The 19,231-nt window shown below is 40.9% G+C and carries 19 protein-coding genes; 8 read left to right on the top strand and 11 right to left on the bottom strand.

The window, feature by feature from the left end; genetic code table 11:
• Position 1 precedes the first annotated feature (1 nt).
• On the bottom strand, positions 2–1,321 hold the full coding sequence (locus SAE01_RS21010) for an aspartate kinase (RefSeq protein ID WP_147205778.1): 1,320 nt from the start codon (positions 1,319–1,321) through the stop codon (positions 2–4).
• Positions 1,322–1,469: 148 nt separating this feature from the next.
• Between SAE01_RS21010 and pafA the strand changes: the two genes are divergently transcribed.
• Positions 1,470–3,089 (top strand): alkaline phosphatase PafA, encoded by a 1,620-nt coding sequence (gene pafA / locus SAE01_RS21005; RefSeq protein WP_147205777.1) that lies wholly within the window; start codon positions 1,470–1,472, stop codon positions 3,087–3,089.
• 246 nt (positions 3,090–3,335) lie between these two features.
• Here pafA and SAE01_RS21000 read toward each other — a convergent pair whose 3' ends face one another.
• The 4 genes from SAE01_RS21000 to SAE01_RS20985 form a co-directional block, all read right to left on the bottom strand.
• Complete coding sequence (locus SAE01_RS21000) at positions 3,336–3,593, bottom strand: DUF4884 domain-containing protein (protein WP_147205776.1); 258 nt, start codon at positions 3,591–3,593, stop codon at positions 3,336–3,338.
• Positions 3,594–3,713: 120 nt separating this feature from the next.
• A complete protein-coding gene (locus SAE01_RS20995; RefSeq protein WP_147205775.1) occupies positions 3,714–4,301 on the bottom strand; it encodes a YceI family protein in 588 nt (195 codons plus the stop codon).
• A 92-nt stretch (positions 4,302–4,393) separates the two neighbouring features.
• On the bottom strand, positions 4,394–4,975 hold the full coding sequence (locus SAE01_RS20990; protein ID WP_147205774.1) for a Crp/Fnr family transcriptional regulator: 582 nt from the start codon (positions 4,973–4,975) through the stop codon (positions 4,394–4,396).
• A gap of 86 nt (positions 4,976–5,061) precedes the next feature.
• Complete coding sequence (locus tag SAE01_RS20985; protein WP_147205773.1) at positions 5,062–6,306, bottom strand: glycoside hydrolase family 1 protein; 1,245 nt, start codon at positions 6,304–6,306, stop codon at positions 5,062–5,064.
• 235 nt (positions 6,307–6,541) lie between these two features.
• On the opposite strand from SAE01_RS20985, the gene SAE01_RS20980 reads away from it, so the two are divergent.
• A complete protein-coding gene (locus SAE01_RS20980) occupies positions 6,542–7,414 on the top strand; it encodes a hypothetical protein (RefSeq protein WP_218029213.1) in 873 nt (290 codons plus the stop codon).
• 109 nt (positions 7,415–7,523) lie between these two features.
• Here SAE01_RS20980 and SAE01_RS20975 read toward each other — a convergent pair whose 3' ends face one another.
• The 3 genes from SAE01_RS20975 to SAE01_RS20965 all read right to left on the bottom strand — a co-directional run bounded on the left by SAE01_RS20975 (position 7,524) and on the right by SAE01_RS20965 (position 9,104).
• On the bottom strand, positions 7,524–7,949 hold the full coding sequence (locus SAE01_RS20975; protein ID WP_147205772.1) for an SRPBCC family protein: 426 nt from the start codon (positions 7,947–7,949) through the stop codon (positions 7,524–7,526).
• A gap of 104 nt (positions 7,950–8,053) precedes the next feature.
• Positions 8,054–8,470: a VOC family protein gene (locus SAE01_RS20970; protein ID WP_147205771.1), complete on the bottom strand. Its 417-nt coding sequence runs from the start codon at positions 8,468–8,470 to the stop codon at positions 8,054–8,056.
• A gap of 133 nt (positions 8,471–8,603) precedes the next feature.
• Positions 8,604–9,104 carry a cupin domain-containing protein gene (locus tag SAE01_RS20965; RefSeq protein ID WP_147205770.1) on the bottom strand — a complete coding sequence of 167 codons (501 nt, stop codon included), beginning with the start codon at positions 9,102–9,104 and terminating at the stop codon, positions 8,604–8,606.
• A 201-nt stretch (positions 9,105–9,305) separates the two neighbouring features.
• Between SAE01_RS20965 and SAE01_RS20960 the strand changes: the two genes are divergently transcribed.
• The 3 genes from SAE01_RS20960 to SAE01_RS20950 are packed head-to-tail and all read left to right on the top strand — an operon-like array spanning position 9,306 to position 12,110.
• Positions 9,306–10,718 (top strand): mandelate racemase/muconate lactonizing enzyme family protein, encoded by a 1,413-nt coding sequence (locus tag SAE01_RS20960; protein ID WP_147205769.1) that lies wholly within the window; start codon positions 9,306–9,308, stop codon positions 10,716–10,718.
• A gap of 60 nt (positions 10,719–10,778) precedes the next feature.
• The gene (locus SAE01_RS20955; RefSeq protein WP_147205768.1) at positions 10,779–11,033 is read left to right on the top strand and encodes a hypothetical protein; all 255 of its coding nucleotides are present in this window, start codon (positions 10,779–10,781) and stop codon (positions 11,031–11,033) included.
• Positions 11,034–11,075: 42 nt separating this feature from the next.
• On the top strand, positions 11,076–12,110 hold the full coding sequence (locus SAE01_RS20950) for a DUF1206 domain-containing protein (RefSeq protein ID WP_147205767.1): 1,035 nt from the start codon (positions 11,076–11,078) through the stop codon (positions 12,108–12,110).
• 44 nt (positions 12,111–12,154) lie between these two features.
• Here SAE01_RS20950 and SAE01_RS20945 read toward each other — a convergent pair whose 3' ends face one another.
• The 3 genes from SAE01_RS20945 to SAE01_RS20935 form a co-directional block, all read right to left on the bottom strand.
• Positions 12,155–12,931, bottom strand: a complete 777-nt coding sequence (locus SAE01_RS20945; RefSeq protein WP_147205766.1) for a hypothetical protein — start codon at positions 12,929–12,931, stop codon at positions 12,155–12,157.
• Between the two features lie 45 nt (positions 12,932–12,976).
• Entirely contained in the window at positions 12,977–13,759 is a 783-nt protein-coding gene (locus SAE01_RS20940) for a hypothetical protein (protein WP_147205765.1), read from the bottom strand.
• A 113-nt stretch (positions 13,760–13,872) separates the two neighbouring features.
• A complete protein-coding gene (locus tag SAE01_RS20935; RefSeq protein WP_147205764.1) occupies positions 13,873–16,053 on the bottom strand; it encodes a TonB-dependent receptor in 2,181 nt (726 codons plus the stop codon).
• 274 nt (positions 16,054–16,327) lie between these two features.
• On the opposite strand from SAE01_RS20935, the gene SAE01_RS20930 reads away from it, so the two are divergent.
• The 3 genes from SAE01_RS20930 (at position 16,328) to SAE01_RS20920 (ending at position 19,166) form a co-directional block, all read left to right on the top strand.
• The gene (locus SAE01_RS20930) at positions 16,328–17,251 is read left to right on the top strand and encodes an alpha/beta hydrolase (RefSeq protein WP_147205763.1); all 924 of its coding nucleotides are present in this window, start codon (positions 16,328–16,330) and stop codon (positions 17,249–17,251) included.
• Positions 17,252–17,383: 132 nt separating this feature from the next.
• The gene (locus tag SAE01_RS20925; RefSeq protein ID WP_147205762.1) at positions 17,384–17,650 is read left to right on the top strand and encodes an RNA polymerase sigma factor; all 267 of its coding nucleotides are present in this window, start codon (positions 17,384–17,386) and stop codon (positions 17,648–17,650) included.
• Positions 17,651–17,768: 118 nt separating this feature from the next.
• Positions 17,769–19,166 (top strand): c-type cytochrome, encoded by a 1,398-nt coding sequence (locus SAE01_RS20920; protein ID WP_147205761.1) that lies wholly within the window; start codon positions 17,769–17,771, stop codon positions 19,164–19,166.
• Positions 19,167–19,231: the final 65 nt, after the last annotated feature.

Genomic DNA, 19,231 nt, shown 5'->3' with positions numbered 1-19,231 from the left:
TTTAAAGATTAAATAACCCTTTATTCAATACTTGCAAAGTAGTTGTTTTATACTCAGCAGGAATTAGCAGAGAAACATTGTGCTTGCTGCCACCATAACTTACCATTCGAACCGGAACATCATTTATAGCCTCAAACAGTCGCATCATTACCTGGGGAGTCTGAACAATTTGGTTTCCTACGATAGACACAATCGTTTGATTTTCGTCTATTTCAACAGTTCCAAATGCTTCCAGTTCCTGGATGATATCAGGCAGGTTTTCCTTGTTATCAATAGTTAGCGAAACAGCGACCTCGGAGGTCGTAATCATATCTATGGAAGTGCGATACTTTTCGAAAACTTCAAAAACCTTTCTTAAAAAACCGTAAGCCAGCAACATGCGACTGCTCTTGATTTTGATTGCCACAATACCATCCTTAGCGGCCACTGCTTTTACTCCTACACTACCGGCATCTTCTACAATCAAAGTACCTTTTGCTGAGGGTTCCATTGTATTAAGCAACCTAACCGGGATATTATAATGCTGAGCAGGCCAAATAGAAGCCGGGTGCAAAATCTTCGCACCGAAATAAGCTAGCTCTGCAGCTTCATCAAAACTCATCTGCTCAACTGCTATCGTTTTATCAACCACACGCGGGTCATTGTTATGCATCCCATCAATGTCCGTCCAGATCTCACATACTTCGGCGTTTATTGCCGCAGCTATTAACGACGCACTGTAGTCGCTTCCCCCACGCTTCAGGTTGTCAACTTCACCTTTGCTATTCCGGCAGATATAACCCTGCGTTACAAAAATCTTCTTGTCCTGGTGCTGTTTAATTTGTTGGGCAAGCTTTACTCTTATGTTGCCTATCAACGGCTCTTCATAAGCATCTATTTGCATGAACTCAAGCGCGGGCAACAACTCATGATCAATACCTACTTCTGACAAATAAGCCGAAAATAATTTTGTGCTCATCAACTCGCCTTGTGCGAGAATATCTTTATTCAACGCCTCACTGAAAGAGATCTTGAGAATGATGTTTAAAAATTCAAAATGCTCGGATATTATTTTTAAAGCCTTCTGTTGTGCTTCTTCAGTTTTTAATAATGTGCCTATAAATTGTTTATAGTGCTGCTCCAATTTATCTATCGCCTGTTTCGAAAAATTACGGTCACGATTAGATAAACCATTACTTATCTCAACCAATGCGTTTGTAGTTCCGCTAAGCGCACTTAGTACTACAATTTTTGGTTCATCATCGCTTGTTATAAGTTCCGCCACCTGGTGCATCCTCTCTGGCTTGCCAACACTAGTACCACCAAACTTCATTACTTTCATTAGTACACTTTTTTTAAATCTCGTGCAAATATAATTGTAGCAGTTCACAATAATCAACCTCCTGTATTATTGTGATTTCGTTCTCTCATTATTTAATTCTCTTGTATTTATGTTTAAAATACATTTGTCAGAATTAATTGATTAGCAGATGAGAAATATTGTTTTTGTGATTGTTTTGCTGGTGTCACTAGCGTCAAATGCCCAAAAGAAAACTACCAATACTACAAGTTTACCAAGACCAAAATTGGTTGTGGGAATTGTGATAGACCAGATGCGTTGGGACTATCTGTATCGCTATTCAGATCGTTATTCCTCAAATGGATTTAAGCGGATATTGAATGAAGGTTATACTTGCGAAAACACTTTCATTCCCTACACTCCTACCGTAACTGCTGCCGGTCACACGTGTGTGTATACAGGCTCAGTACCTGCCATACATGGCATCATGGGTAACAATTGGTACCGTAGAGATTTAAAAAGAAGCTGGTATTGTACCGAGGATACAACCTTTAAAAGTGTGGGCAGCACCTCTGATGCCGGAGAAATGTCACCCTCAAGTATGTTGACGACTACTGTAACAGATGAGCTTAGAATGGCTACCAATTATCGATCAAAAGTTATTGGTATTGCATTGAAAGACAGGGGAGCAATTTTACCTGCGGGACATTCGGCTAATGGCGCTTATTGGTTTGATAATGCGAATGGAGCTTTCATTACCAGTAGCTATTATATGAAAGACTTGCCTGACTGGTTGAAACAATTTAACAGCAGAAAATTGCCCGACCAATACCTGCAGCAAAATTGGAACACGCTCTACCCTATCAACACTTACGTGCAAAGTACGGCGGATGATAAAAGCTACGAGGGAAGCCTGGAGGACAATACTTTTCCGCATATAACCGCAAACATTACAAGGGACAAGTACAATGCTGTTCGCATTACACCTTTCGGAAACACGTTGACTTTTGAGATGGCAAAAGCTGCAGTTGAAGGCGAACGTCTTGGCCAAACTGGAAATACAGATTTCCTTGCTGTCAGCTTTTCTTCTCCTGATTATATTGGTCACACTTTTGGGCCAAACTCTATCGAAGCGGAGGACAACTATTTGCGTCTCGACAACGAGCTGGGGCAGTTTCTAAACTACCTCGATGGCAAAGTCGGTAAAGGTCAGTATACTGTTTTTATTACCGCAGACCATGCTGCTGCCCACGTTCCCGAACAACTAAGAGAAAACAAAATACCTGCAGGAACTTTAAATGAAGTAGGGTTGTTGGGGACTTTAAATGATTTGATAGATAGTCGCTTCAAAATAAAAAATGCAGTTTCTTCTGTAATGAACTTCCAGGTGTATTTGAACCGCAGCGTTGTTGGTGAAGACGAACAGAAGATTAAGGAGGCCATCATAGAACGCTTGTTAGAAAACCCTGCTATTGTAATGGCTTTTGACTTGAAAAACACAAATACAGTCCTTCTCCCTGCTATGATAAAAAACATGGTAACCAATGGGTACAACCAAAAATTGAGTGGCGACATACAATTTGTATTCAAGCCACAGTATTTTTCCGGCGGCAGAACCGGCACTACTCACGGTTCATGGAACCCTTATGACTCGCACATTCCTTTACTTTGGTACGGCTGGGGAATTAAAAAAGGAAAGACAAATCGTGAAACTTATATGACCGATATTTCTGCAACTCTTTCGGCTTTGCTTCACATACAAATGCCAAGTGGAAACATCGGGCACGTGATTGAAGAGGTGATGCAATAAGTTTTCGGGAGGTGAACGTTGTACTACTATGCTGCAGCTGTTGCGTCGCACTCTTGTACTTTTTTTCTACATTCGGCAATAGTACTTATCGCAATACTGTTTCAGGAGCAAGAGTGATGTCTTATCAATTACAGGCCAGCTAAAACTTGCAGTATAATTTTCGCTATTCTTATTATTCATTCAAAAAATGTTCAAAGCAAACGGGCCTGAAAAGCGATGGCCTGCCGGGCTTAAACCCTTTCTAGCTTACTTTTTGTTCCGAATAATCTGTGTTGAGTTTCTTGTTTCTAAGCTGTCTTCCGTGTTAATAGCTTCTCCCCTGCAGTTAGTGAAGTAAACGTAGTGACCGCGGTCGTAAAACCTGTAAACTTTGCACCCATCGTGCTCGAAAAGGTAATCGATCTTATAAGTTTGGTTATTGTAAGCAGGGTCAGTAGCGATAGGTTGGTGGACAGTGCATGAAACCAACCTCACAGACAAGAGAAAAGTCAGGCATTTTTTCATAAGGAATTATTTGAAATAAAGATAACCAGTTACGTAATTAAACCGGGCAGGGGGTTCATGAATAAGCACAAAAAAAGCCGGAATTTCTCCAGCTTTTTTTTACAAAATTGTTTGTCCAACTTATGCCTTCGCTTGCGCCATTTCCATTTTGAGATCCAGCGTTATGTCTTTACCAACTGTAGCTCCACCGGCTTCTGTTAAGTTGTTCCACTTCAAGTTATAGTCAAAACGATTGATTACCGCGGTGGCCTTAAAACCGGCTTTTGTATTACCATAACCATCCTTTGCTGTACCGCCATAAACAACATCAAACTTTACAGGCTTGGTTACATTACGAATAGTAAGGTTACCTGTCAAAGCATATTTGTTACCAGACACTTTTTTGAAAGATGTGCTTTTAAAAGTCATGTTAGGATATTGCTCGGCATTGAAAAAATCGTCGCTTTTCAAATGCTTATCGCGCATATCATTATCGGTGTTGATGCTATTTACGTCTATAGCAAAATCAACTTTTGCATCAGTAAAATCAGGATTAGTTGATACAACGTTACCTGTAAATTTTTTAAACCCACCTTCAACTTCAGATATTACAAGATGGCTAACTGAAAATTTAACAGAAGAGTGAGCGTTGTCTACGTTCCATTTTGTTTGAGCAAATACTGCTGTCTGAATTAGGGCTATAACCGCTACTAAAAATACTTTTTTCATTTTTGATTTAATTATAATGCAAACCTACGCTGCCACACATCAGTCGCCATTGAGGTATAATAAGAAATACTGTTGATCTATATCAAGAGCACTTATTTTCTCGTTGACATTTGCTTTCTTATGCGGCTTAACGTTTCGGGAGTGATTCCAAGGTAAGATGCAATCATATGCTGAGGTACCCGTTGAATAATATCGGGATAGGTAGTAACGAGCCGCGTATATTTCTCTTCGGCTGATTGGCTCAATGAACCAATTAATCGTCGCTGCATTGCAACCAATGATTTTTGTGAAAGTATCCTGAAGTAGCGCTCCATTTTCGGAACCTTTTGAAGCATCTCCTCATCCTTGGGACGGGTTAACAGCAAGAGCTCAACATCTTCGAGCGCTTCTATGTTATAGATAGAAGGCTCGCCAGTGAGAAAGCTGTAGATGTCTGAGATCCACCAACCTTCCAGTGCAAATTGCACGATGTGTTCAGATCCTTTATCATCGGTAGTATATGCCCGCATGGCACCTTTCTCAACAAACGCTGTATACTTACAAACGTCGTCTTGTTGCAACAGGTATTGTTTCTTGCGTAACTTTTTCGGAATAAAAAAAGCTTTACATAATTCCTCCTCTTCTTGAGTAAGCGTTACTTTTTCATTGATAGCCTTAAACAGAACCTCGAACATTCAATTAGCTTAATAGTTTGAGGCGTAAAAATAGAAATAAGTTAAGCAAGTGCTCAGCTGAGAAACTCTATTTAAATCTGTTGTATTTAGCTCCAATTTTTATCGGGTTTTTGTTGGAGTCTTTTTGCCGCGTCAATTACATCCTGCAATTCTACAGGATCACTGAAAGGATCTTCATCTACTTCTGTAGTTCGGTTCAGTTCTTTTTGCCAACGTCTTAATTCATCAATGTAATCCTGACAAGGCACCCTGCGTAAATCTTCGCCTACTTTTTGCACGTCATACAATCCATTTTGCAACCATTCTCCGGTGTGCCAATCAGGCATGGTAACAGCAGGAAAAAGGCAAATTCCATGCAGGTCAATTCCGGCGTCAACTGCCGCAAGCGCTTCTTCCATCACATCTTTCAACCAGGCTGTTCTTCCTTCATTCATGCCGCTTGTTTCTGCAATTATGATCGGCCTTTGATATCTATCCCAAACCCGCTTAATTAAATCACATAATGGCTTTACACGATCGTCGTCGGGAGGTAAAGCAGCATGAGGTCCGCTCTCGCGATATTCCATTTGTCCGAACGAATAATTGTTAGCTCCGACTATATCGAGTATTTCAAGCGATCCTCCCAACTCAGGGTGTGCTTTACCCGAAATAATATCCCATCCTAAAAAAGTATCTACATAGGTTTCATGATCTGCCAAAGGCTGTTGGTATGGCTTGTCTCTTGGCGCTACCACTTGCACCAACGGATCAATATGTATCATCCTGGCTCCGGCTTCTACTTCGCGTATAGCCTTTACCCCACAGATGGCAGCTTTGCATAAGTTGTAACGCAACTTGTATCGTTCGTCACGCGTATTATTATACGGCGCTACCCATCCCCATTCTCCACCACAAAATGAAAAAAAAGTGATCTCATTAATAGGCGTGAAAAAGTATGGGCCGTTTATTTTAGGGATTACATATTCAGCAGCGGCTTTACAATAAGCAGAAAATCGGGTGCAAAAAGCTTCAGAGTAAGGATCGATATCATCAGGATAGCCGTAATGACAAAGATCCCAAATAGGTAGAATTTTGTTTGCCTTCATTGCATCAATCATTGGATCAATACAGGAAAAATCATAGGTACCATTTTTTTCTACCATAGGCCATGGTATTCCTTCGCGCGAAACAGCAATCCCAAGCGAATGCAATATTTGGTAATCCTCGGCGACGTACTTATTGTGCTGCGTTTCATCAACCAGGTTGCGGCGTTTTCTGTCCTTCCACAAGAAAGTAGAACATTCAAAACCCGAAATGAAGAACGTAGGAAAAATACCAGGACGGTTGGCCATATAAAGATTTGAAAGAGTGTAAGCTGCTTCACAAAAAAATAGTGCCCCTGAATGTTACCAGCGTTACACCTCATTCAAAAATTGCTTTTCTAATTCTTTTAAAAACTTGAAGCAACCATATTTTAACCTTCACGTATTCACTTACAAAGACACCAAAAAGTTTTCTTACTCCCGGGCAGTAAACAGTGATGCACCTGTTTAAAACATTACACTTTATTCTTTAAAAAAATTTTTTATGAAGTATTTGAACAACCATTCAATGGCTGTAACAGCCCTTATATGCATGCTCTTAAGCCCTTCTTGTACCCGTGATACAATTAGCCCGACGCCAGCGCCGACTATACAATTAGCAAGTAGTGCCACGTTGGGCACCTATCTCACTGACAGCCTTAACAATACCCTGTACTATTTTTCAAACGATTTCGATGGCAAGAGCAATTGTACCGGCGGATGCCTCAGCGTTTGGCCTATCTATTATGCCGGTGATAATTTAACCCAGTCAAGGCTACCAACTGGTCTCGACATAGCTGACTTTGGTACCATCACTACGGCAACAGGAGCTAAGCAAACTACATACAAAACATGGCCGTTATATTATTATGCACCCTTGGTAAACGGAACGAATGTGCGTGAGAGTGCGGGTGAAACAAAAGGTGAGGGAGTTAACAACATATGGTTTGTAGCTAAGCCCGATTATACCATCATGGAAGTGAACGCCCAGTTGATTGGTAATGATGGCAAAAGTTATAAAAGCGACTATACAGAGGGAACAGGTAAAACGCTTTATTTCTCAGATATGAAAGGGGTTACTTTATATGCTTTTTCGCCTGATAGTTTTAATGTCAATAAGTATACAAAGCCCGACTTTTCTAACAACGCTACCTGGCCTATTTACGAAACCAATAAAGCGGTGGTTCCTTCTAATTTAGATAAGACCTTATTTGGCTCCACTAGCGTTTTCGGAAAAACTCAGCTTACTTACAAAGGATGGCCGATTTACTATTTCGGTCCCGACAGCATGAAACGAGGTCTTAACAAAGGAGTTAGTGTACCTAAACCTGGTGTATGGCCCGTAATAGTAAAAGCTGCCCCAACTGCTCCTAAGTAGATGCCGGGCGCTGACTAAGCTTTGAACGTTTTTTAGGGAAATAATGAAAAAGCCTGTACCCGTTTTATACCGGTACAGGCTTTTGAAATGCCACGGTGCATTTATAAGCTTAGCTATTTGCTTCTGTGTATTTTTTAAAATTGTCTAAGATGGCTTGCCAGCCTCCTCTTTGCAGTTCTATCGAGTGTGTGCTTTCAGCTTCAAATGTTTCGACAACTTTTGTTTCGTTTCCATTTGGAACGAAAGACACCTGTACTTTTCTTCCATCGCCAATTGTATATTCTATGTACTCATTCTCTTTTACCTCGTTATACACTCCGCCAAAATCAAAGCCAAAGCTTCCGTCTTTAGCTTCCATCCTTGCAGAAAATTTTCCGCCAACCCTAAGATCATTTTCAGCTTGCGGAGTATGCCAATCGTCTGAAGCGTTATTCCACTTTTTAATGTGTTGAGGCTCTGACCAGAACGACCATACTTTTTCTACGGGAGCTTTTACTGTTGCTTCCACTGTGATGGTTTCTTTTTCTGTTTCCATTTTTAAAGTTTTAGCTGTTAAATATTTGGTTTTTGTAATTGACTGAAAAATGAGTTTGAAGATAATTGAAATGATGCCTGCAAGTAATGCTTCTGTTTACTTACTTAAGATCCAGACATCTTGCTATAATCCATGTACAGCAAATTCCACTTGTGGCCGTCTAGATCTGTAAATACTGCACCGTACATCCAGCCTTGCATTTCTCCCGGAGTGTGCTTGCTTACACCACCTGCAGCAATTGCTTTCTGCACTATTTCATCTACCTCGTTTTTACTTTCTACACCTATAGACAACAATACTTCGCTTGCCTGTTTTGTATCAGCAATTTCACCGTTTGTAAAGCCTTTGAAAGTAGGTTCGTCAAAAAGCATTACAACAACATTCTTCTGGCCAACAAGTAAACAAGCAGAATTATCGCTATTGCCATGCTGCGTATTCAAGCTAAAACCAATTTGTGTAAAAAAAGCTTTTGACTTAGCAATATCTTTTACAGGTAGATTAATCCAAAGATCGGTGACCATTTTTTTAATTTTTTAGTGGTAAACTTTTACGATACAAACATACCCTGAAAGGTTGATTGTAAGAATGTGCAATAACGGCAATTTAAGGGGGCAACTACGACAGTTCTCAAGCGTCTCATTTCAACTACTTACATTATCTGCATAGTCTTGAAACAACAGCCTCGTACTGCGGATACATCTTTAATAAGTCCTGCTTGTCTGCTATTTCAAAATCCGCAAAATCAAACCCGGGAGCCACCGTACAACCAACGAGGCAGAAATTGCTGTGAGTAGAAGGTTCAGATGCAAACCACGCATTTGCAGGAACAACATACTGAAAAGTTTCACCCATGCCTGGATTATTGCCGAGGTGAATGCAGGAATATGTGCCTTCATTTATGATATGAATAAGTAAAGTTTGTCCCGCATAAAAATGCCAGCATTCGTCGCTTTTGATACGATGAAAAGCAGAATAGTCGCCCTGCTCAAGCAGGTAATAAATAGCAGTAGAGAAGTTACGCCTGCCAGTAAAACGTTTCGGCAAATAATTGCTCTCAATGCTTTCTGCAGCACGATAAGTTTCTTTAAAATAGCCACCTTCGGGATGTGGCTCCAGGTTTAAGTGTTTGATGTAAAAAGAAGTGTTTTCAATCATAGCCCTGGCTTTGATAAAAATTATTGTGGTTTTGGAAATAAGAGATTTTTATGTGAAAATCGTTCAAAGTTAGAGCGTAAACGAATAGTCGTTCTTGCATTATCTAGGCGACGTTATGCAGCAAAAAACCAAAGTCCTTTTCGATTTTCGTTTCAACAATCATTGTATCTTACTGAAACGAATTGTTTAAAGAGCGCCAATATGAATGAAGGTATTAAGAAGTTAAATCGCAGGGAATTTCTCAACCTTACCGGAGCTTTTGTACCGCTAAGTATTGCCGGCACTCACAGTGCGTTTCAAAGCGATAATACCTCATTTTCGCCTTCGCCTAAGATCACCATTAAAAGTGTTGATTCTAATTTTGAAAGAGAGCCGCTTATTCCGTACCGGTTTAAGGGAAGTGCTATCACTGAGGCATGGCAGATCGCGGCCAGGATCGAAGGAGAGTCCGGTGCCAGTAGTATTGGCCTTGGCACTCAAAATATTCTCTGGTCTGATTCAAAGGTTTTTGCGGCACATTCTCAAAGTGGCGGTAATGCACTTATGTATGCTATGACAGAGCGGGCGCTGGAGATAATAAGAGGAACTTCTTTTACCAATCCAATGCAATTGCTTGATGAGTTGCTGCCGGAAGTATTTGCTTATGGTAAAAAGATTACCAACAATCCCGATTTGAGAAAGACGTTTGCCCTTAACTCCCTCGTGGCGGTTGACAACGCTGCCTGGCTTTTATACGCGAAAGAAAATAAGATAAATAAGTTCGACGATCTGATCCCTTCAGCTTATAAACCGGGACTGTCTTATAAACATACAAAGGTTGCAAGCATGCCTGCATTTAGCGTGGGAGCAAAAATTGAAAACATTAAAGCTGCGGCAGATGCAGGATATTTTATCATGAAGCTGAAGACAGGTTCGGCAGGCACGCAGAAAGAGATGCTTGAAAAAGACATTGCCTTTTTAACAGCGGTTCATTCAGCTATCGGTCACTATGAAACGCCCTATACCAAAAATGGAAAAATTCCTTATTACTTCGATGCAAACGAGCGGTATGACGAAAAGGATACGTTGCTACGGTTTTTGGATCATGCGAAAAAGATAGGAGCCTTTGACCAAATTGCAGTGATAGAAGAACCGTTTGAAGAAAGAAATAATATGTACGTGGGCGACATGGGAGTAACTATTGCTGCAGACGAAAGTGCGCATACAGTAGAAGATGCAGCCAAGCGAATTGAGCAGGGATATAAAGCCATTGCGGTGAAAGCCATTGCAAAAACACTTAGCATGACAATGAAGATTGCCCAGCTGGCTTATGAAAAGAACATCACCTGTTTTTGTGCTGACCTCACTGTTAACCCGATTTTAGTTGAATGGAACAAATGTGTTGCTGCCCGTCTACAGCCATTTGCTAACATTGGTATAGGACTGCAGGAAACCAACGGCCATCAATATTATAAGAACTGGAATACAATGCTTACCTATGATCCGAAACAAGGAGCGGGTTATGCAAAAACGCAATACGGGGTTTTTGTAACCGATCAATCCTTTTACGATGAAAGCGGGGGAATTTTTGAACCTTCAACCCATTATGAAGACCTGTTTAAAAAGGAAGCCTAGCGATAAAGGTGGCCTACCTTACAGCATCCGATTTTGTTAACCATCTAAATATCTCCTTTTATGCCCGAAAGCAGGAACAGACACAAACATCATCATCATTCACCTCATCATCCGGCATCTGCTACTCCACATCCGGCAAAGACTAAGCGCAGTGCTGCTTTGGTCGTCGCTATACTTGTTGCAATACTTGGTTTTGCAGTTGCCTTTTTCACTCAAGGTGCTAATGCTTTTTGGATGATAGCTGGTGCAGCCTCAGGAGCGCTCATCGGGTACTTGGTTGGTAGCAGCATGGATAAGAGTATCAAAAAAAAGTAGCGGTTGGTGGATGTATGATCGAAGACTTAGCGGTATTTACTTTTGTATCCACTACGACCTGCCTCAGTTTTGCAGTTGACTGTAGATCGTCAATGGCTGATGCCCGTAGCCATAGCGGTACAAGTGTGTGACACAACAATGCCTCATAGCACCACTTTCGCTGGCCACAAAAGTCTACACAAAAACTTCTATCTGAAGTTTTATTGCTACCGTGGTTTGCTATTTGAAAGAGACGATGTATTAAAACTTATTCCATTGACATTATCAACACAGGAAACATCGAGAAAGTGGGTACCAATACTCGCAAGGATCGGGCTTACAGCAAAGGGGATTATTTATTGTGTAATGGGCGCAGTGGCGTTTATGGCGGCCTTTAAAATAGGTGGACAATCGGAAAATAATACCAACAAGAAAGGCATCATTTCATTAATACAACACCAGTTTGCCGGCCATCTACTGCTTGCATTGTTAATTGCAGGGCTAATATGCTATTGTCTTTGGCGAGCGGTACAATGCTTTACAGACACAGAAAGCAAAGGCACTAAAACTAAAGGAATTGTTGTAAGATCCCGATACTTGTTAAGTGGTCTCGTGTACCTGTCATTTGCAGTTGCAGCCATCAAAATCCTGCTTCATAGTAGCAATGATGATGGCGGAGACACGAACCAGAAATTTATACACGAACTTTTATCGAAGCCTTTTGGTCAATACCTCGTCGGTCTCGCTGCCGCAATTATTGCCGGTATTGGTATCTATCAGATGGTATATGGCCTTGCCGGAAAGTATAAAAAACATGTGTCGGGTTTGCATCTTCATTCGTCTGCTACCGCTTACCTGGCAAAAGCAGGAACGATTGGTTATGTAGCAAGAGGAATTGTTTGGCTGATTATTTCGTGGCTGATGTTGAAAGCTGCTATTTACTCCAACTCAAAAGCTGCCGGAGATACTAATGAGGCGTTTAGTTTTCTACATGCTTCTTACGGTTCTGTATTCACGGGGATACTGGGATTGGGACTGGTTTTATATGGAGCTTTCAGTTTTTTAAGAGCGAGGTTTGAACATTTTAAGACCGCTTAAGGAAATATCTGAAAAAGTAAAAAGGGCATCCCAACCGTTGAAAGCTATTCGCTGCAAAGCCCACTATTAATTACTCGTTTATAGCCTCCATTATAAATACTAATCACGTCGGCAGGCATGCCTACTGTGAGGGTGGATTTTGATTCAAGCTGGATTAGCTCGCTGATCTTTCCCGGCATATTTCTGCCGTTACCAAAATACAGGTTGTTGTCGCGCACAAACCGTGATGCAGTTGCGCCATGGCCAACAAACTTCAGCGATCCTACACCGTTGTCGTCTGTTGTTTTGTAAATAACATTCCAACTATTATTGTTATTTGCCTGGAGAGAGAATTTCATCTCTTTCATTTTCTTTTCACCGTTGGTAAACGAAATAGCCACTACACTTAAAAAAGAGCCACCGTTTGTCTTAATAAGTGTGTTGATGCTTTTTCTTGAAAACTTTCTGAGGATTGATTTGATTTCTATTTGGGCTCTTTGTTGAAACGCTTCCATCGACTTGTCAAAGTCTTGTTGTTCGTTGATACTCGCCTGCATGATTTCAAGGAAATTGAAGCTGTTATCGACATAACGAACATGACCTGCCATCGCATACACAACATCATTTGTGCTATAAATCTTGCACATCCCTTTTTTGTTGACAGTATAGCCTTTATCCGTGAGGCTGGAAGTTCTGCTATCGGCACCGATCCAAATAGTGTCCTGGCTTGTTAATGTAATAATCAGGGTTCCGTTATTCAAAGCCTTATCCTGGGCGCCTGCGGCCAGGGCTAAAGAAAATGTAGCAATAACAGCCAGCAATACCTTTTTCACATTATCCATTTATCTGCGTTATTATATTTTGGAGTGAGGTAGAATCCTTACACCTCAGTCAGGTTTCTCGTATAAAAACCGAACCTTGGCTGACTTCTGGGTAGAGGAGGACATAAACAGTTCGTAGCGTTTTTTGCCCGCGGTTATAATAAGAAGTGCAGTATTAGGAGGGATAGAACCCAAGTTCTCGGCAATCATTTCCACCTCTTGAAAAGTGTTGTTGAGGTCAATTCTGATAATGGCTGTTATGGGTGTAAGACTGAGTTTCTGATGCGTTAAAACCATCTGGTCGTTTATTCGAACAGAGATAGAATCATTATCAATTTGACCATTGTCATAAAAATCTAATCGAATCTGGCCGGTATCAACATTGATCTCGGGAATTTCTCTAAAGGCTGATTGTGCTATTCGTGAAAGGGTAATAGGGCCACTATCACAATTTGTGTAGTTGCCGATGAGTATGCTGCTCCACCCCCCCTTTAAAAATTCCTGGTTACCAACACGACTATAAGTTAGTTCGTACCTTTTTATGCAGACATTACAAAAAGACGGAATCTTGAAAGTTGTTACGACGCGTTCTTCGATAATGAATTTTTTTGTGACAGGGTCAGCGACACCGGCAAACTTCTTTTTGACATAATAGTTTACGTCGAGGTAGTGATATGAGCTTCCGGAAAGACTATCGCCTTTTGCGCTAAACTGTAATTCGATATTATTTTCCGCAAAGCAACCGCGGTTCATATCCAGGGTTCCTTTCCAGAAGCCGGAGATGTTTTGTGCAAAAACAAAAAAAGGGCTAAGACAGATAAAATAAGCTATAACAAACTTTTTGTTCATTGCACTAAAATTAAAGTTTTATAGCAGTTATCTTATCAAACCCTGGTGAGTAAATTGTAAAAGAATCTTAAACAGCTAAAAGCGCTTCGGCTTATTTTTTACCCTACCAACATCTACCATTTTTCAAATGGTTTAAATCGAACTGAAAAGTTAGCTACCCTACCATCTATTGGCGCCCATAAAGATCTAAACGAAGGAGTGCTAATACTACCGGTATAAAGTCTTTCATATTTACTTTGGCGCTCGTCGAGTAAATTCTCGCAATTCAGTACCAGGCTCCATTTTGGGCCTAATTTCTTTTCAATCATTGCAGCCAGGAATGCATACCCGGGTGTCTTGCTATAGTCTTCCCGGTACTGCTGACCAGTATAAGAGCCTTCTAAACCGAAACGCCAGTTGTGCTCTATTTCGTAAGCAATAACCGAAGCAGCTCTATGTCTTGGCGTTAGTAACATAAAGTTGTTTTGCTGTAGATAATTCCTTTTAGCATCGGTATAAGTATAGCCCAGATACAACTCCCAATGGTTGACTTCCATTTGAACATACGTATCAAAGCCCTTAGTAACGATGGGCTTTGAGAAATTGGTAAAACTTACTTTGCCCAATACATCCTCAGTTGCCACAATCGGATCGGTAATGTTTGTTATGAAGAAAGCGTGATTTATAAAGAAGGTATTGCCGTCGCCAAACTCTTTTTTATAGTTCACTTCAACGTTTGCTCCCACTGATTTTTCTGCCGTAACTGCCGATGAAATCGGTTGAATGCTGTAGATATCGTAGTCTTTAATTTGCTGAGTTAAAGGGTTAGGCGTTTTATAACCCATACCAAAACCAAGACGCGCTCCCCACACTTCGTTGAAGTGGTGGAACAACGCAATTCTTGGAAGTACAAAATTTCCGTAGTCGACATGATGATCAACGCGAAGGCCTGTTTCAATTTTAGTGCTTTCGAGCAACTTCCAGGTGTCCTGCAGAAAAGCACCGAAAGTAGTATTTGAGAATTTGCCAACAGGTGCCGGTGTAGCGGATGAAGGTTTAAATTCATCACCCGTGATATTTAATCCTCCAACCAAATTGTGTTGGCCCACGTGTGCTGCCAATGAAGCTTCGGAGTAGAAATTGTTTTGCTTGCCACTAAAAAAATAAGTGTTTGTTGTCTCATCCCTGTCGAACAAGCTAACACTTGCTTTCACCGTTGCACTGAGGCTGCTATTAAACCTGTTCTCGGTCATGAGGGTGAAAGTATTTCTGCTGAATTTATTCTTCTCATAATACCGGTGAGTATTATCGCTTTTGCCCTCAATAGCAAGCATGTCGCCACCTAGACGCTTGTCAAAACTTCCTGACCAGCTAAGCGAGATATAACTTTTATCAGTAGGATAAATAAATAAGGTAGGATGAAGTATGGTACTTTTTATATCCGGCACGTCGCTAAACCCATCTTTATCTACATCGACCTGCTTCTGCAAATTTTGACCTGCAAATAAAGTAAAGCCTGCATGCTTCCAGCGTTGCGCATAGTAGACATTGATATTTGTTTCCTTCAACGTTGTCTGGTTAACGAGGAAAGATGCGTCAGGACTGAAAGATGGTTTTTTGGAAACGAGATTGATTAAGCCGGCGATAGCACCTCCGCCATAGAGGGTCGATGCCGCACCTTTTATTAATTCTATTTGTTTCAAGTCCAGCGGCGGTATTGACAGAATTCCAAAACCACCTGAATAACCTTCATACAAAGGCATACCATCACGAAGTATTTGGGTGTACTTTCCTTCAAGCCCTTGTATTCTCACGTTAGAATTTCCCGACGTAACGGAAGACTGCTGGATCTGTATCCCGCTCATATCACCTAGTATGCTCGCAATGTTTCCGGGCTTTAAAGTGCTTTCATCGTTCATTTCCTCTAAGCCTAAAACTTCAACTTTGGTAGTAGCACTTTCAACAGGGTCATTGTTCCGAGTGGATGAAACAACTGTTACTTTTTCGAGCGCATTTTCATCCTGCTCCATAAAAATAATATGGGTGATAGTGTCACCAATTACCCTTACTTCAATTGTTTTATAGCCTACATAGCTAAAACGAAGAATGCTGTCGGCCTCAGAAAGATTGCTTACAACAGCAATACCGCCGGCGTCACTTGTAGCATTCGTCTTTGCATTTGTTGTTGAAGAAAGGGTTACTCCCTGCAGGTTTACCCCACTAGTCTTGTCTTTTACCAGGACCTTAAAAGCATTTTGAGCTTTGAGGGAAATAACAAGAGATATTGTGAAAACTAAAAGAAGAGTCTTTTTCATTTAGCGTTAGAGTGTAAGGACAAATTAGAAAAAAATAAAGTTAGTTTTTTTACCACACCCTCAAAATTAAGGGCAGATTTTTATTCTGCCTGCGCAGCTTCCTTTCAGCGTACAGCCAAAATGTTTAAAATATGGGCAGCTAATCTGCAAGAATTATTAGCGTTAGGGGTGGAAAAATTTGGTAAAGCTCAGCTACATTTACAAAAATTGCATTATTACTGCTTACCCGTTTGTTGATCAATATTCCATACCTTAAATTTCAAATACGCCTACAATGTTCCAAAAAACAGCTTTACTAATAATCTCAATTGCTATGTCGATTGCCTCCACTGCACAAGAAATAACGCTACCGCTATGGCCGGCAGGTAAAGTGCCGAACTATCAAAAAACAAATGAAACGGAGAAAAGTGACACAACCGATATTGTACGGATTAGCAAAGTTCAAAACCCTGAGATAGCAGTGTTCATCCCATCAAAAAAAAGTGCAACGGGCCAGGCTGTTGTTATTTGCCCGGGCGGCGGATATGGCATTCTTGCTTACAACTGGGAGGGAACAGATATCGCAAAATGGTTTAATTCAAAAGGCATCACTGCTATTGTTCTTAAGTATCGGCTGCCGAATTCGAAAAGCAATATTGTTCCTGACAAGTCTCCTCTCATGGACGCACAAAGGGCAATAAGGTTGGTAAGGGCAAACGCAGACAAATGGAATATAAAAATGAACCGGGTAGGAATTATGGGTTTTTCGGCAGGCGGTCACCTTGCCTCTACAGCAGGTACCCACTTTGATAATGGGAATGCCGGTGCTGCGGATCCCATTGATCGTTTAAGCAGCCGACCTGACTTTATGATTTTGATGTACCCCGTTATAACCATGTCTAAACCTACTATGCATTCCGGTTCGAGAAATAACCTGATAGGGCAAAACGCGTCGAGCGAGCAGGCCAAATTTTATTCTGCCGAACTGAACGTGACAAAAGAAACGCCACCCACATTTCTTGCACACGCCACGGACGACAATGGTGTACCTGTTGAGAATAGCCTGATGTTTTACCAGGCTTTGAAGGACCACGGCATTCCAGCTGAAATGCACCTCTACCCAAAAGGAGGGCACGGCTTCGGGCTTGCACTAGGTATACCAGAAACAGAAAGTTGGACAGACCGCTGTATAGATTGGATGAGAAGCCTAAACAAATAAAGCGGTAAAGAATAATAAGAAAATCAATTATATCAGCCCGTTGAATAATTATTCTTATTTCTCTTTAAACTTATTCCCTATTAATTTATCGAAGAGCTTAACTACCACTTCAGTTAAACCCTAACCTACCAAATGGAATTGTCCGCTGCTTTAGATCATCGAATTATTTTAGGTTGCATTAATAGGGATCGAAAAGAGCAGAAGAAACTCTACCAACTGATTTCGCCTACCCTTTATACTGCCATTCGAAAAGACGGCTACACGCCTATAGAAGCCGAAAAGATTTTAGTACAGGTCTTTGTAGAAATTTTTAAATCACTTGAGAAATACAATCCGGAAGATCTGTTTGAAGATTGGTGTTTGCAGGTGTATGAAAGATTAAAACAAGCCGCCGCTTAGTCAGTGCTACTCTACGGATAAATGAAGGGAACCAAATACTCTTTCCGTTAAAATTTATTCTACTTATAACAAAATCCTTTCAGTTACTGTTATCAACTTTGTATACTGAAAAAGATTTATGTGGCGTAGAAAACAACTTGTTGTTATAATCATCATTACCGCATTTGCCATGCTTGGCATTGCTGCGATTACTATAGAGAATGAACCTTTTAAAGAAGGGGTTTATATCGAACCTAGTGAACAACAAAGCGGGGATATCAAAAAGGGATTTGACTACCTGGTTAACGGCGATTACCTCAAAAGCGGTTTGAACTATAATTACTATGTTTTGCTAAATGGAAAAGATAAGAGAAATCATTTAAACAGAACAGGGAAAGCGGCAAACGTAGCATATAATTTCAACCTTATTAAAACCCGTAACAGCAACAATCTTGTTGTACCTAATTGCTTGCAATGCCACGGCCAGGAATTTGACGGAAAGCTTGTTATAGGCCTCGGGAATACTTTTCTTGACTTTAGTAAACCTTTCAAAAAGAATGATGTGAAGGGCAAAATTGCCAGGCACATTATGCAACTTGTTTCCCCCAGCCAGTACCAATCTTCCAGGGTGTTGATCAGGTCTTTCAGCACTATTGCACCTTATTTACAAACCGAGACACAAGGCATAAACGCAGCAGATCGCCTGGCCATATTGCTGGTTGCTCACAGAAATCCTGAAACGCTGCAATGGAGTGACAAAGCGTTGTTGGAAATACCTGAGGAAGTTATTCCAACCGACGTACCGGCGTGGTGGTTACTGAAGAAAAAAAATGCTATGTTTTACAACGGCTTTGGCCGGGGAGATTTTGGAAAATTCCTGATGCTTAGCAACCTCCTTACCGTGAGCGACTCCTCTGAAGCGGCTGAAACATTTACACATTTCAAAGACGTATTATCTTACCTGAAATCAGTTGAACCTCCAAAATATCCCCGTTCAATAGACAATACTCTGGCAACAAGGGGCAAGGCAGTTTTCAATAACAACTGTAGCAAATGCCATGGAACTTATGGTGACAAAGTAACTTACCCTAACCTGCTGATTCCTGAGCATATTATCAGAACAGATTCTCTGTTATTCAAAGCAAACTACCAGAATCCGCAGTTCATAGAGTGGTTTAATAAAAGCTGGTATGCAAATGGGAATTACCCGGCGAGGTTGCAGCCTTTTAATGGTTACATAGCTCCTCCCCTTGATGGCATTTGGATTACTGCACCTTACCTGCACAATGGCTCTGTACCTACATTAGAAGCGCTACTAAATAGTAAAGAACGTCCAAGATATTGGCAAAGGGATTTTAAGCAGCCGGAGTACGACTATGAAAACATAGGATGGAAATACGAAATAAAAGACAAGGACAACAGCAGGAAAATTTACAACACCGATAAGCCCGGCTATAGAAATATCGGGCACACTTTCGGAGACCGTCTCAATAAGGAAGACAGAAAAGCCGTAATCGAATATTTGAAAACGCTATAGTCTTCAACTTCTCTAACATCTATAAATACGAAAAAGAGCCCTGGCAAAATTCTCTGCCAGGGCTC

Source organism: Segetibacter aerophilus (assembly GCF_007991655.1).
GTDB classification, from domain to species: domain Bacteria; phylum Bacteroidota; class Bacteroidia; order Chitinophagales; family Chitinophagaceae; genus Segetibacter; species Segetibacter aerophilus.
Note: the sequence above shows the minus strand (reverse complement) of the source record. Positions and strands in the feature narration are given on the sequence as shown.

Coding starts and splice junctions, on each gene's coding strand:
- SAE01_RS20980 (WP_218029213.1), top strand. CDS start 6,542: ATGAAGTATTTGAACAACCATTCAATGGCTGTAACAGCCCTTATATGC.
- SAE01_RS20975 (WP_147205772.1), bottom strand. CDS start 7,949: ATGGAAACAGAAAAAGAAACCATCACAGTGGAAGCAACAGTAAAAGCT.
- SAE01_RS20955 (WP_147205768.1), top strand. CDS start 10,779: ATGCCCGAAAGCAGGAACAGACACAAACATCATCATCATTCACCTCAT.
- pafA (WP_147205777.1), top strand. CDS start 1,470: ATGAGAAATATTGTTTTTGTGATTGTTTTGCTGGTGTCACTAGCGTCA.
- SAE01_RS20985 (WP_147205773.1), bottom strand. CDS start 6,306: ATGGCCAACCGTCCTGGTATTTTTCCTACGTTCTTCATTTCGGGTTTT.
- SAE01_RS20935 (WP_147205764.1), bottom strand. CDS start 16,053: ATGAAAAAGACTCTTCTTTTAGTTTTCACAATATCTCTTGTTATTTCC.
- SAE01_RS20965 (WP_147205770.1), bottom strand. CDS start 9,104: ATGATTGAAAACACTTCTTTTTACATCAAACACTTAAACCTGGAGCCA.
- SAE01_RS20960 (WP_147205769.1), top strand. CDS start 9,306: ATGAATGAAGGTATTAAGAAGTTAAATCGCAGGGAATTTCTCAACCTT.
- SAE01_RS20920 (WP_147205761.1), top strand. CDS start 17,769: ATGTGGCGTAGAAAACAACTTGTTGTTATAATCATCATTACCGCATTT.
- SAE01_RS20930 (WP_147205763.1), top strand. CDS start 16,328: ATGTTCCAAAAAACAGCTTTACTAATAATCTCAATTGCTATGTCGATT.
- SAE01_RS20990 (WP_147205774.1), bottom strand. CDS start 4,975: ATGTTCGAGGTTCTGTTTAAGGCTATCAATGAAAAAGTAACGCTTACT.
- SAE01_RS20925 (WP_147205762.1), top strand. CDS start 17,384: ATGGAATTGTCCGCTGCTTTAGATCATCGAATTATTTTAGGTTGCATT.
- SAE01_RS20970 (WP_147205771.1), bottom strand. CDS start 8,470: ATGGTCACCGATCTTTGGATTAATCTACCTGTAAAAGATATTGCTAAG.
- SAE01_RS20945 (WP_147205766.1), bottom strand. CDS start 12,931: ATGGATAATGTGAAAAAGGTATTGCTGGCTGTTATTGCTACATTTTCT.
- SAE01_RS20995 (WP_147205775.1), bottom strand. CDS start 4,301: ATGAAAAAAGTATTTTTAGTAGCGGTTATAGCCCTAATTCAGACAGCA.
- SAE01_RS21000 (WP_147205776.1), bottom strand. CDS start 3,593: ATGAAAAAATGCCTGACTTTTCTCTTGTCTGTGAGGTTGGTTTCATGC.
- SAE01_RS21010 (WP_147205778.1), bottom strand. CDS start 1,321: ATGAAAGTAATGAAGTTTGGTGGTACTAGTGTTGGCAAGCCAGAGAGG.
- SAE01_RS20940 (WP_147205765.1), bottom strand. CDS start 13,759: ATGAACAAAAAGTTTGTTATAGCTTATTTTATCTGTCTTAGCCCTTTT.